Raw genomic sequence first — 13,156 nt, 5'->3', positions numbered from 1 at the left:
GCCGTCACCTGGGTTCTTCGGCCGGCGGCTCCGCGCCCGGCTCGTCGTCCCCCGGGCCCCAGTTCATCGTCACCTTCACGGCGGTCTTGCCCCCGATCCCGCCGAGCGCGGCGACCAGGCCCCGCTCGCCGACCGCCATCTCGACGCCGAACTCCACGGTCAGCCGGTCCGGCTTGGCGTGCCGCAGCCCGGCGACCACACCGGAGCTCACCCAGTCGACGATCTCGGCCAGCCCGGGAAGGTCGGCGAACCGCTCGCGGAGCCCCACGTCGCGCGACTCCTCGTCGGAGTCCACAGTGACCCACATCGTGTTGCCGGAAGGAAGTCGGACCTCGATCAACTCGCGCACGCCGCGCTCCTCCGTCCCCGTGCGGTGACTCTTCGTGCAACGGTAGTCCCACCGGGACCCGCGCAGAAGGGCCGATCTCCGCAGAGCCCCCCGACGTCCAGTGTGATCCGTCCATATTGGTCGGATATGGCGGCCCACGCGGCTCGTCCGGCCGTTGGGCGGATCCGTGCCCTGCCGGCCGGGTCAACAGTTGCAGGCGGCCGGAGCGGAGACCTACCTGTCGTCCTGACGGCCGTGGTCACGCGGAGACGGGCGGGGCCGGACGGACGGTGGCCCAACCCGGCCGGCGGATCAGGCCGACGGCCAGCAGGATGATCGAGAGCAGCGGCAGCGGGTGGCCGATGACCAGGGCGAGGGCCAGGTCGGCGAGGCCGCCCAGGACGGCGGCGACGAAGACCCAGCGCGGCCCGGTCCCGGCCTTACGGCGGCGGCGCATCGTGCCCCACGGCTTCGTCACCGACAACCAGCCCTGGAACGCGATGGCGCCGGCCATCAGCGCCGTCCCGACGACCTGCGCCGGCGACGGCCCGGCGGTCACGGAGTCGGTGAGGGCCGGCGAGAGCACGAAGATGCCGAGGTAGAGCTGGACGAGGGTGATCGTGAACTTGACGAACACCCACCAGTGCCGGAAGAAGCCCCAGGGCGTGGCGGCGGCCAGCATGACTCCCGTGAAGGCCGACGCGTCGGCCATCGGCCCGACCAGGCGGCCGTCGACGGCGTGCGCCATGGACGTCGCCGCGTCGCGGACGGCATCGTCGTCGGCGGCAAGACCGACGGCGAGGAGCACGCAGAGCGTCATGACCTGCGCCATCCACCCGACCGAGGTCAGGATGTGCAACCACACCGTGAGCTGACGCCAGGGCTTCACCACACGTCCGATGGTCGCAACGGCCCCCGCCGAGATCCATCGGAGGAAACCCGGAACCGGGCATCCGGGTTTCCCCCTGCTCCGGGTGCCGCCAAGCCGGAGGGCGAACAAGGGCCGGCGCCGCCTTTGGAGCTGCCCGCACGAACGGGGCGGCTACGACGGAACGGCGGGCAGCCCATCCCCGTGCGATAGCACAGGCGGGGCAGCTCCACAGGGCCGACAGGACACCGAGCCCACCGGCCCCCGCCGCTGCGGCATGATCGGTCGTGGCGGTGCCGGTGCCGCCGGGCAGCAGGGAGGGGGCGAGGCTGTGCTGGAACTTCCCGACGACCTGCCGGTCGTCGAGCGCCGTGCGGTGCGGCTGGTGGTGCTCGACGCGGACGAGCGGCTGCTGCTGTTCCACACCCGCGACCCGGACCATCCCCGGCTGGGCACCTGGTGGGAGCTGCCCGGCGGCGGGATGGACCCGGGCGAGACGTACCTCGACACGGCCGTGCGGGAGCTGCGCGAGGAGACCGGCATCCTGCTCGACCCGGCGCGGGTCGGGCCGCCGAACTGGCGGCGGCGGGCCAGCTTCATCCACCGGCAGCGGCGCCACGTGCAGGACGAGGTGATCCTTCCGGTACGCCTCGACGGTCCCGGCCCCGACGTCGACGAGACCGACCGGCTCGACTACGAGCGGGAGGACTACTTCGGCTTCCGTTGGTGGGCGGTCGGTGACGTGGTGGCGAGCCGCGAGCGGTTCTACCCGGGGCGGCTGCCCGGGCTGCTCGCCGCGTTCCTGGCCGGGGACGAGATCGACGAGCCCTTCGAGCTGTGGTCGTGACGACGGCCCGGGCGGGCACAGTAGACCCATGACGACGGACCTTCACGCCCCGCTGGCCCGCTACGCCGCCCGGCTGCACGCCTCGGTCGGCGACCGGCACCACGTCGCGTCCCCGCTCGGCGCCTGGCTGCTGCTCGCGCTCTGCGCGGCGGCCCCGGACACCGCCGCCGGTTCGCACCGCGAGGACGGCCTCGCCGGGTTCCTGGGCACCGACCCGGCGGCGGCCGCGCGGGCCGCCGCCGCGCTGCTCGACGCCCCGCACCCCCTCGTACCGTCGGCGACGGCGGTCTGGCACCGACCGGACGCGGACACCGCCGGCCTGGCCGCCTGGCGGGCCGCCCTCCCCCGCGCCACCGCCACCGGAGAACTGCCGGACCAGGCCGGGCTCGACGCGTGGGCCCGGGAGCACACGGCCGGGCTGGTCGAGCGCTTCCCGCTGACCGTCTCGCCCCAGGTGGTGCTGGCGCTGGCCTCGGCGCTGGCCACCCGGGTGTCGTGGGCGCAGCCGTTCGACGTCGCACCGGCGTCCGCGCTCGGCCCGGCCAGCCCCTGGGCCGGGCGGCTGACCCGGGTGCTGCGCACCCCGGCGCACGGCCACCGAGCGTGGATCGCCGCGACGCCCGAGGCCGGCGACGTGGCGGTGCACACGGCGGCGGCCCGGCCCGCCCCGGACGGGGGCGACGGGGCGGGCCTGTCGGTCGTCTCGGTCGCCGCCGCGCCCGACGTCGTCCCGGCCGACGTGCTGGCCGCCGCGTACCGGATCGCCGCCGGCGCGGACGCGGCCGAGCCGGCCGGGCGGCGGTCGCTGTTCGACCTGCCGCTGGGCGAGACGCCGCTGTGGACGCTGCGCGAGGAGGTCGTGCACACCCACGCCCGCGACGGGCGGGAGGAGCGGCACGCGGCGGTGCTGCCCCGCTGGTCCGCGCGCAGCGAGCACGACGTGAGCGAACTCGGGTTCCGGGCGGCCGTCGCGGCGCTCGCGCCGGGGTTGCGCGCCGAGGCGCGGCAGGCGACCGTGGCCAGCTACACCCGGTACGGGTTCGAGGCCGCCGCGGTCACCGGGGCGTTCGGGTTGGTCAGCCTGCCGCCGGAGGGGGTGGCCCGGACGGCGGAGCTGCGCTTCGGCCACCCGTACGCGGTGGTCGCCGTCGCCACCGACCGCCGGGCCGGTGGGGCGGGGCCGTGGCACGGGGTGCCGGTCTTCTCGGGTTGGGTGAGCGAGCCGGACGACCTGCCGGACAGCGAGGCCGCCTGAGACGCCGGTGGGGGCCTCCGGCCGACGCCGGAGACCCCCACCACAGCCCATCCGCGGGTCACACCCCGACGGGCACCTTCTCCTCCGCCTGCCGCTGCTCGGCGGCGCGGGCGGCCAGCCGCCGCTCCCGCTCCTGGGCGCCGATCAGGTCGTCCGGCAGCGAGTCCGGCACCTCGATGTCGAAGCGCCGCAGCAGCCGGATCGCGAACCCGCCGAGCGTGACGAGCACCAGGGCCGCGCCGAAGCAGACATACGCGAAGCCGATGCCGCGGCCCGGGCCGGTGCCGATCACCGCGCCCACCGAGCCGGCCAGCGCGCCGCCCGGGGCGAACATCGGCTCGAACAGGCCCGTCGCCGCCGGGGCGAGCACGGCGAAGCCGATCGGCAGCGTCGACCAGGAGATGGTCTGGTTCAGGCTGAACACCCGACCGTGGTACCGCTGCGGCACCTTGACCTGGACGATCGTGGCGTAGATCGACTGGGCCGTGGTCATCGACATGGCCAGCCAGAACACCCCGACGCAGATCATCGCCACCGAGGCGTCCAGGCCGACGAGCACGCAGCCGACCGCCGTGCCCAGGTTGCCGAGCAGCACGCCGATCATCCGCCGGTTGCGGGGGCCGCCCCACACCGACATCAGCACGCCGCCGGCCACCGCGCCGAGCGCCTCGGCCAGGGCCACCTGCGCCACCTGGGTGGCGGTGGCGAACGACAGCACCAGCGGCGTGGTCAGCACCAGCGCCGGCGCCAGGAAGATGTTGCCGATGGCGAAGTAGCCGAGCATCAGCCGGAAGCCGCGGTGCTGCCAGGAGTAGCGCAGGCCGTTGGCGATGGCCACCAGCAGCCGCTCCCTCGGCCGCCAGCCGAGCAGGTCGGGGAAGCGGACCACGGCCAGGGTCAGGATCGCCACCGCGTAGCTGGCCACGTCGATCAGCAGGATGCCCTTGAGCTCGATCGCGGCCAGCAGGCCGGCGGCGAACACGGGCATCAGCAGCATGGCGAAGCCGTTGGTGAGCTGGGTGACGCCCATCGCGTGGCCCAGGTAGCGCTTGGGCACCAGCTGGGGCACGGCCGACTGGAACGCGATGCGCTGGAACGACCCGGCGACCTGGCTCAGCGCCACCAGGGCGTAGATCATCCACAGCCGTAGGTTGTCCGTCCAGAGCAGCCCGGCCAGCAGGAGCTGGATCGCGCCGGCGCTGGAGCTGGCGATCATCATGATCTTCCGGCGGCTGACCCGGTCGGTGATCGCGCCCGCCACCGGCAGCATCAGCACGCCGCAGATCAGGGCCAGGCCCCAGAGCAGGCCCAGGTCCGCCACCGAGCCGGTCTGCGTGAACAGCCAGATCGGCAGGGCGAACGCGGTCAGCGCCGAGCCGGTCGTGGAGACGAGTTGGCCCAGCGTCACCGCGACGAACCGGCCCATGCTCGGCTTCACCACGGTCTTCTCCGCCGTCCCGGTCTCGCCGACACGCTGGTGGTCGGCGACGACCCAGCCGGCGTCCTCGCCGCGCGCCTGCGGGGTGAGCGCCGAGACGTCACCGGCCCGCACCGCCGGGTGCGTCCCCGTGACGATCTCGGCCAGCTCGTTGGCCCGGTACTTGAGGAAGAAGTGCCCGGCCTGGTCGAGGACGACCAGCCCGAGGTTGTCGCTGAGGAACTGCCACTCGACGTACCGCTCGGTGTAGTAGTCCGTCACCGGGTCCTCGGAGCCGACCACGGAGACGATCGGGGCGCTCAGCTTGGTCGCCCCGGTGTCCAGCAGGCCGGTGAAGTACTCCTCGGAGTTGCGGGAGTCGGTCCGCATGTTGCTGATGATGCGGTCCGCCTGCTCCGGGTCCAGCTCGTCGGTGTCGACGCCCATCGACTTGAGCCAGCTCGCGTAGTGCTTGTTGCTGCGCAGCTGCTCGAGGCGGCTGCGGGCGGCGGCGTACAGGCCCTTCGGCCGGGCGAACGGGAACATCGCACCGATGTACACCGCCTCCAGCTCCCGGCCGGCCGCCTCGACCTTGCGGGCCACCTCGGCGACGATCGCGCTGCCGACGCCGCAGTGGCCGTACAGTACGATCGGGCCCTCGATCCGCTCGACGATCTCGGCGGCGACCCGGCCGGTCAGCTCGTCGAACGGCAGCCCCTCCTCGCTGAGCCCCACGTCGTGGCCGGGGATGGCCAGCGAGTACAGGGCGTTGCCGGCGGGCAGCGCGTCCGCGAGCGGCTGGTAGACGATGGCGCTGCCGCCGCCGTACGGGACGCAGACGTACGTGCGGACGCGCTGGCCGGCCGGGATGGGCTTGGTCAGCTCGTACAGCAGCCGGCGCGGGCCGTCGTCGGCGGCGTCGCCGGACATGAACGCGGCCAGCTCGCGGATGGTCCGCTGCTGGAGCAGGTCCATCACGCCGACGGGCCGGCCGCCGTGCTCCGCCTTGCGGATCTTCGCCACGACCTGGGTGGCGAGCATCGAGTGCCCGCCCAGGTCGAAGAAGTCGTCGTCGATGCCGAGCGTGTCGACGCCCAGCACCTCCGACCAGATCCCCGCCAGCAACCGCTCGGTGTCGTCGCGCGGCTCGACCAGCGCCACCGACGCCTCCCGGGTCACCACCGGGGCGGGCAGCGCCCTGCGGTCGAGCTTGCCGTTCGGGCTCAGCGGCAGCGCGTCCAGGGTGACGAACGCGGTCGGCACCATGTACTCGGGCAGGCTCTCCTTCAGCGCCGCCTTCAGCGCGGCGTGCTCCGCCTCGCCGACGACGTACGCGGTGAGCCGCTTGTCCCCCGGGGTGTCCTCGCGGACGATCACCGCCGCCTCGGTCACCGCCGGCTGCTCGCGCAGGGCGCTCTCGATCTCGCCCAGCTCGATGCGCAGGCCGCGCAGCTTCACCTGGTGGTCGATGCGGCCGAGGAACTCGACGACCCCGGCGGGTCGCCCGTCGGCCGCCGCGCCGGAACCGGACGGCTCGGCCCGCCAGCGGGCCAGGTCGCCGGTGCGGTACAGCCGGGCGCCGGGCTCGAAGGAGAACGGGTCGGGCACGAACCGCTCGGCGGTCAGCGCCGGCCGGCGGTGGTAGCCGCGGGCCAGCCCGACACCGCCGATGTGCAGCTCGCCCGCGACGCCGACCGGGCACTCGTTGCCGGCCGGGTCGAGCACGTGCAGCCGCAGGTTGGCGATCGGAGCGCCGATCGGCACGCTGGTCAGCCCGGCCAGCCGGGCCGGGTCGCAGTGCCAGGCGCTGACGTCGATGGCCGCCTCGGTGGGGCCGTACAGGTTGTGCAGCTCGCACCAGGGCAGCCGGGCGGTGAACTCGGTCGCGGAGGCCAGCGGCAGCTCCTCGCCAGAGCAGATCACCCGGCGCAGCGCCGTGGCCGCCTCGATGCCGTCCTCGCCGAGGAACGCCGTCAGCATCGACGGGACGAAGTGGGCGGTGGTGATCCGCTCGGCGACCAGCAGGTCCCGCAGGTACCCGGCGTCCTTGTGGCCGCCCGGCTTGGCCAGGACCAGCCGGGCGCCCTCGCGCAGCGGCCAGAAGAACTCCCACACCGACACGTCGAAGCTGGCCGGGGTCTTCTGGAGCACGGCGTCGGCGGCGGCCAGCCGGTACGTCTTCTGCTTCCAGTCCAGCCGGTTGACGATGCCCCGGTGGGTGTTCGGCACGCCCTTCGGCCGGCCGGTGGAGCCGGAGGTGTAGATGACGTACGCGAGGTTGCCCGGGCCGGCCGTCGGCACCGGGTCGTCGGCGGGCTGGTCGGCCCAGACGGCCTCGTCGTCGAGGGCGAGCACGGTCGCGCCGGTGTCCGGCAGCACGTCGCGCAGGTGCCGCTGCACGAGCACGACGGGGGCGTCCGCGTCGGTGACCATGAACGCCAGCCGGTCGGCCGGGTACTCCGGGTCCAGCGGCAGGTACGCGCCGCCGGCCTTGAGCACGCCGAGCAGGCCGGCGACCAGCTCCACGGAGCGCTCCGCGCAGACCCCGACGAGGGTCTCCGGGCCCACCCCGGCGGCGCGCAGCCGATGGGCGATCCGGTTCGCGGCGGCGTTCAGCTCGGCGTACGTCGCCGAGCGGCCCTCGAAGGTCACCGCCACCGCGTCCGGGGTGGCGGCGGCCCGCTCCTCGAACGGGCCGTGCAGGGTCTGCCCGGTCGGGAAGCCGGCGCTGGTGTCGTTCCAGCCGGCCAGCAGCTCCCGCTCGCCCGGGGCGAGCAGCGGCAGCGCCGAGACCGGGGTGTCCGGCGCGGCGACGACCGCCCGCAGCAGGGCCGTCCAGCGCTCGGCGATCCGCTCCACCGTGGCCCGGGTGAACAGGTCGGTGTTGAAGACCAGCTTCCCCCACAGCCCGTGGGCGGTCTCCACGGCGTGCAGCTCGAAGTCGAACCGGGTGGCCCGCAGCTCCATCGGGTTCCACTGGAAGCGGACCTCGGCCGAGTCGGAGACCCCGGTGAACCGGCCCATCTCGTAGTTCTGCAGCACGAACATGGCCTGGAACACCGGGGACCGGCTGACGTCGCGGGGCAGGCCCAGCTCGTGGACGACCTTCGCGAACGGCACCTCGGCGTGCTCGAAGCCGTCCAGCACGCTGCGCCGGGTGCGCTCCAGCAGCTCGGTGAACGTCGGGTCGCCGGCCAGCTCGGCGCGCAGCGGCAGCATGTTGATGAACATGCCGACCAGGTTCTCCAGCTCGGGGGCGGACCGGCCGGCCACGGACGCGCCGACGGCGAAGTCGTCCTGGCCGGAGTGCCGGGCCAGCAGCACCTGGTACGCGGCGAGCAGCGTCATGAACAGCGTGGCCCCGCTGTCGCGGGTCAGCGCGTTGAGCCGCTCGGTGTCCGCCGGGTCCAGGGTGAACTCGACGAAGTCGCCCCGGTAGGTCTGGGTGGCCGGGCGGGGCGCGTCGAGCGGCAGCTCCAGCGGGGTGATGCCGGCCAGTCGCTGCTGCCACCAGTCCAGGTGCCCCCGCGCCGCCGGGCCGTCCAGCTCCCGCGCCTCCCAGACGGCGAAGTCGCCGTACTGCACGGTCAGGGCGGGCGGCTCGCCGCCGTGGTAGTAGGTGATCAGGTCGCGCAGCAGCACGTCCACCGACCAGCCGTCGCCGACGATGTGGTGCTGGCCGAGGAACAGCACGTGGTCGTCGTCGGCCAGCCGGATCAGCAGGGCGCGCAGCAGCGGCCCGGTGGCCAGGTCGAACGGCTCGGCCGCGGCGGCCTCGACCAACGCCTGCGCCGCGTGGGCGTCGGCGGCCCCGGTGACGGTCAGCGGCACCTCGACCGTCTCCTCGACCACCACCGTCGGCCGGCCGTCGGCGTCGGCCGGGAACCGGGTGCGCAGCGACTCGTGCCGCCGGACCAGGGCGGCCAGGGCGCCGCGCAGCGCCCCGACGTCCAGCGGGCCGCGCACCCGCAGCGGCACCGGGATGTGGTACGCCGCCTCGCCCGGCGCGATCTGGTCCATGAACCAGACCCGCTCCTGGGCGTACGACAGCGGCACCTCGGCCCCCTCCGGCCGGGGGGTGATCCGGGCGGCCGGGGCGGCGGTCTGGCGCTTGCGCAGCCGCTTGGCGATCAGCGCCTGCCGGGCCGCCTCCCGGGCCGGATCCTTCAGGTCGGTCATGGGGTGGTTCCCTCTTCCGTCGCCAGCAGCTCGGCGACCTCGTCGTCGGAGAGCTCGTCGAGTTCCGCGGCGATCAGGCTCTCGATCTGGGCGGCCAGGTCGGCCACCACGGGGCTGGCGAACAGCGCCCGCATGGGCAGGTCGACGTCCACCTCGGCCCGGATGCGGGCCATCGCCCGCATGCCGCGCAGCGAGTTGCCGCCGAGGGCGAAGAAGTCGTCCAGCGCGCCGACCTTCTCCACGCCGAGGATCTCGGCGTACACCTCGGCCACGAGGACCTCGGCGTCGGTGCGCGGGGCGACGTAGCCGTCCTCCTCGACGACCGGGCCGGCCGGGGCGGGCAGCGCGGCCCGGTCCAGCTTGCCGTTCGGCGTCAGCGGCAGCGCGTCCAGCCGGACGAACGCGGCCGGCACGAGGTGCACCGGCAGCTCCCGGGCCAGGTCGGCGGCGAGCGTCGCGGAGTCGGCGTCGCCGACCAGGTAGCCGACCAGCGTCGGCTCGCCCGAGTCGGTGCGGACCACGACGGCCGCCTCGCGCACGTCGGGCCGGGCCAGCAGCGCCGACTCGATCTCGCCCAGCTCGATCCGCATGCCGCGCACCTTGACCTGGTCGTCGCGGCGGCCCAGGTACTCCAGCGTCCCGTCGGCCCGCCAGCGGGCCAGGTCGCCGGTGCGGTACATCCGCTGCCCGGGCGGCCCGTACGGGCAGGGCAGGAAGCGCTCGGCGGTCAGCCCGGGGCGGCGCAGGTAGCCGCGGGCGAGCTGGTCACCGGCGACGTACAGCTCGCCGACCACGCCCGGGGGCACGGGGTTGAGGGCGGCGTCGAGCAGCAGCGCCTGGGTGTTCCAGGTGGGCGTGCCGATGGACACCGCCCCGGCCGCCAGCTCCTCCCCCGGCGCGATCCGGGCGGCGACGCAGCCGACGGTGGCCTCTGTCGGGCCGTACTCGTTGATCACCGCGACGCCCGGGTGGGCAGCCCGCCAGTCCGCGAGCTGCTCGCCGGTGAGCGCCTCGCCGCCGATGACCAGGTCGACCGTCGGCGACAGCGCCTCCTCCAGCAGCGGCAGGTGGCTCGGGGTGACCTTGAGGAAGGTCGGCCGGCCGCCGGCCCGGGCCGCCGGGTCGTCGATCGCCGCGAGGCGTACGGTGCCGCCGGCGGTGAGCGGCCCGAGCAGCCCGGTGACGGTGAGGTCGAACGACGCCGGCGAGTGCAGCAGCGCCGTCCCGGCCAGCCCGGGGTAGGTGGCCCGCGCCCAGGCCAGGTACGCCGTCACCGACCGGTGCTCCACCACCACGCCCTTCGGGCGGCCGGTGGAGCCGGAGGTGTACAGCACGTAGGCCGGGTGCTCCGGGCGCAGCGGGGCGCGCCGGTCGGCGTCGGTCAGGTCGGCCGCGTCGAGGTCGGCGGCGGTGAGCGGGTCGAGCACCAGCGCGTCGCCCGGCACCAGGCCGGCGGTGTCGGCGGTGGCCAGCACCAGCGCCGGCTCGGCGTCCTCCAGCAGGTACGCGACGCGCGCGGCCGGGTAGCCGGTGTCCACCGGCACGTACGCCGCGCCGGACTTCAGCACGGCCAGGATCGCCACGAGCAGGTCGGTCGAGCGGGGCAGCGCGAGGGCGACCCGGGTCTCCGGGCCGGCCCCCCGGGCCACCAGCAACCGGGCCAGCCGGTTCGCGGCGGCGTTCAGCTCGGCGTACGTCAGCTCGGCGCCCTCGCAGACCAGCGCGGTGGCCTGCGGCGTGGCGGCGGCCTGCCGCTGCACCTCGGCGACGATCGTGCTGGCCGGCCGGTCGTGGGCGGTGTCGTTCCAGGTGGCGAGGACGAGCTGCCGCTCGGCGTCGTCGAGCAGCGGCAGCTCGGAGACCCGGGCGCCCGGGTCGGCGACCGCGGCGGCGAGCAGCCGCACGTACCGGGTGACCACCGCCTCGGCGCTGGCCCGGTCGAACAGGTCGGTGCGGTAGACCAGCCGACTCTGCCCGGCGGTGACGTCGAAGGCCAGGTCGTCCTTGGTGGTGCCCAGCGGCACCGGGTCCAGACCGGAGTCGGGGATGAAGTTCAGCGCGGTCTGGAAGATCGGCTGCACGGACGGGTCGCGCTGCGGCGCGACCGCCTCGACGATCTTCTGGAACGGCGTCTGCCCGTGCTCCATCGCGTCGACCAGCCCCCCGCGCACCCGGCCGAGCAGCTCGGCGACGGTCGGGTCGCCGGACAGGTCGCAGCGCAGCGCCACCGGGTTGACGAACATGCCGATCAGCGGGGTCACCTCGGGGGTGTCCCGGCCGGCGGTGGACACCCCGACCACCACGGTCTCGTCGCCGGAGATCCGCGACAGCAGGGCGGCGAACGCGGTCAGCAGCACCATGTACGGGGTGGCGGCCGAGGCGACGGCGAGCTGGCCGACCCGGTCGAGCAGCCCGTCGGGCAGGTCGAAGCGCACCTCGTCGCCGGCGAAGCCGAGCCGCGCCGGGCGCGGCCGGTCCAGCGGCAGGCCCGTGACGGCCGGGGCGCCGGCCAGGTGCGCCTTCCAGAAGTCGAGCTGCCGGTCCAGCTCCGCGCCGGCGAGCTGGTCGCGCTGCCAGGCGGCGAAGTCGGCGTACTGGATGGGCAGCTCGGGCACGTCGGCGGGCGCGCCGGTCAGCGCGGCCCGGGCGAACGCGTCCAGCTCCCTGCCGAACAGCACCGCCGAGTGGCTGTCGAAGACGGCGTGGTGCACCACGAACACCAGCACCCAGGCCTCGGTCAGCCGGACCAGGCGGGCCCGCCACAGCGGCGGGGCGTCCAGCGGTACGGGCGTGCGGGCCAGCTCGGCCGCCAGGGCGTCGAACCGGGCGCGCCGCTCGGGCTCGGGCAGCCCGGACAGGTCGTCGGCGGGCAGCCGGACCGGCTCGTGCTCCCGGACGACCTGCACCAGGGCGCCGTCGTCCAGCCGCAGGTGGGTGCGCAGCGCCTCGTGCCGGGCGAGGACCTGGTCGACCACCCCGGTGGCGGCGTCGGCGTCCAGCTCGGCGGGGAACACCGACAGGTAGGTGATGTTGTAGACGGGGGAGTCGGTGTCGAGCTGGTTGGCGATCCACACCCGTTCCTGGGCGTAGGAGGCCGGGAAGGTCCACTCCCGGGTCATGACGCCGCCTCCCGTACCGAGCGGGGCCGCATGTCGGTCCAGACGGTGTCGATGTGCGCCAGGCACTCCTCGCGGGTGCCGGCGAAGCCGGTGTCGTGCCAGCCCGCGGGGAGCTCCCGGTCGGCCGACCAGATGGAGTACTGCTCCTCGTCGTTGCGCACGACCAGGAAACGGGATTCGGCCATCAGTTGTCTCCAGTGCTCTCGGGGGTGTGCGGCTCGGCCATCGCGACGGCGATCTTGCGGGGCCCGGTGAACGGCTCCCGACCGTGCGCCGCGGTCATGTTGTCGACGACCAGCACGTCGTCGCGCTGGTAGTCGAAGCGGACGCTCGCGGCCCGGTACGCGGCCCGCAGGTGCTCCATCACGTCGGCCGGGATCTCCCCGCCGTCGCCGTAGTAGGTGTTCGAGGGCAGCCCCGCGGGGCCGAACATGTCCAACAGCCCGTCCTGGTAGTCCTTCGGGAGGGTGCTCAGGTGGAAGAACGTGGCGTGGTTGAACCAGCGCGGGGTGTCCGACCCGGGCCGGTGGTGCACCACGTCCCGCACCGCGCGGGTACGCAGGCCGTCCTTGCCGACCCACTCCAGCGCGATCCGGTTCGCCGCCGCGTACGCCTCGACCTCGGCCCGGTCGTCGGTGTTGAACACCTCCTGCCAGCGGGTGCCGAAGTCGCCGTGGAAGTTGCGCACCAGCATCCACCGGCGGCGGACGAACTCCTCCCGCACGGCCGGGTCGATCAGCTCGTACACCCGGCGGACGTCGGCCAGCGGCGTCGCGCCCTGCGTCTCCGGCGGGCTGACGCACCAGAAGAACAGCGTCAGCGGCCAGCGCGCCTGGTACGAGTTCTCGTTGTGCAGGAAGATCTCCTCGTCCGGCGGGTAGTCGGTCGAGGTGTAGACCCGGCCCTTGATGGAGTGCCGGGGCGAGGACCGCTCGGTGTAGACCAGCGGCTCGCCGGCCAACGCCCGCACCACTCGGTCGAAGCCGTCCACGCCGCCGACGTCGAAGCCGCGGAACAGCAGCCCGCCGTGCTCGACGAGGCTGGCCCGCAGTTCGGCGCGCCGGGCGTCGATCAGGTCGGTCAGCGCCCGGCCGTCGTTCTCGACGACCACCGGCAGTGTGGTGATCGTGTCGCTCATCGCTC

At 74.4% G+C, this 13,156-nt stretch carries 8 protein-coding genes; 2 read left to right on the top strand and 6 right to left on the bottom strand.

Features of this window, described 5'->3' with window-relative positions; genetic code table 11:
- Positions 1–4 precede the first annotated feature (4 nt).
- Positions 5–349, bottom strand: coding sequence for a CU044_2847 family protein (locus tag ACGFIZ_RS11135; protein ID WP_393418085.1), 345 nt, complete (start codon positions 347–349; stop codon positions 5–7).
- Between the two features lie 238 nt (positions 350–587).
- On the bottom strand, positions 588–1,220 hold the full coding sequence (locus ACGFIZ_RS11130) for a hypothetical protein (RefSeq protein WP_393418083.1): 633 nt from the start codon (positions 1,218–1,220) through the stop codon (positions 588–590).
- Between the two features lie 307 nt (positions 1,221–1,527).
- Between ACGFIZ_RS11130 and ACGFIZ_RS11125 the strand changes: the two genes are divergently transcribed.
- Both ACGFIZ_RS11125 and ACGFIZ_RS11120 read left to right on the top strand, forming a co-directional pair.
- Positions 1,528–2,043, top strand: a complete 516-nt coding sequence (locus tag ACGFIZ_RS11125) for an NUDIX hydrolase (RefSeq protein WP_393418081.1) — start codon at positions 1,528–1,530, stop codon at positions 2,041–2,043.
- Positions 2,044–2,071: 28 nt separating this feature from the next.
- Positions 2,072–3,298, top strand: coding sequence for a hypothetical protein (locus tag ACGFIZ_RS11120; protein ID WP_393418079.1), 1,227 nt, complete (start codon positions 2,072–2,074; stop codon positions 3,296–3,298).
- Between the two features lie 58 nt (positions 3,299–3,356).
- On the opposite strand, the gene ACGFIZ_RS11115 is transcribed toward ACGFIZ_RS11120, so the two are convergent.
- From ACGFIZ_RS11115 to ACGFIZ_RS11100, 4 genes are read right to left on the bottom strand one after another with little or no spacing between them, the layout of a single operon-like run.
- Positions 3,357–8,894: an amino acid adenylation domain-containing protein gene (locus tag ACGFIZ_RS11115; protein WP_393418077.1), complete on the bottom strand. Its 5,538-nt coding sequence runs from the start codon at positions 8,892–8,894 to the stop codon at positions 3,357–3,359.
- Positions 8,891–12,013, bottom strand: coding sequence for an amino acid adenylation domain-containing protein (locus tag ACGFIZ_RS11110; RefSeq protein WP_393418075.1), 3,123 nt, complete (start codon positions 12,011–12,013; stop codon positions 8,891–8,893). The genes ACGFIZ_RS11115 and ACGFIZ_RS11110 overlap by 4 nt, the downstream gene beginning before the upstream one ends.
- Positions 12,010–12,198, bottom strand: a complete 189-nt coding sequence (locus ACGFIZ_RS11105; protein WP_347668844.1) for an MbtH family NRPS accessory protein — start codon at positions 12,196–12,198, stop codon at positions 12,010–12,012. The genes ACGFIZ_RS11110 and ACGFIZ_RS11105 overlap by 4 nt, the downstream gene beginning before the upstream one ends.
- The gene (locus ACGFIZ_RS11100; protein ID WP_393418072.1) at positions 12,198–13,151 is read right to left on the bottom strand and encodes a TauD/TfdA family dioxygenase; all 954 of its coding nucleotides are present in this window, start codon (positions 13,149–13,151) and stop codon (positions 12,198–12,200) included. The genes ACGFIZ_RS11105 and ACGFIZ_RS11100 overlap by 1 nt, the downstream gene beginning before the upstream one ends.
- Positions 13,152–13,156: the final 5 nt, after the last annotated feature.

Origin of the sequence: Micromonospora sp. NPDC048830 (assembly GCF_043198215.1) — a bacterium.
Classification (GTDB): domain Bacteria; phylum Actinomycetota; class Actinomycetes; order Mycobacteriales; family Micromonosporaceae; genus Micromonospora.
The sequence above is the reverse complement of the archived record's forward strand: the minus strand, read 5'-3'. Positions and strand labels throughout refer to the sequence as shown.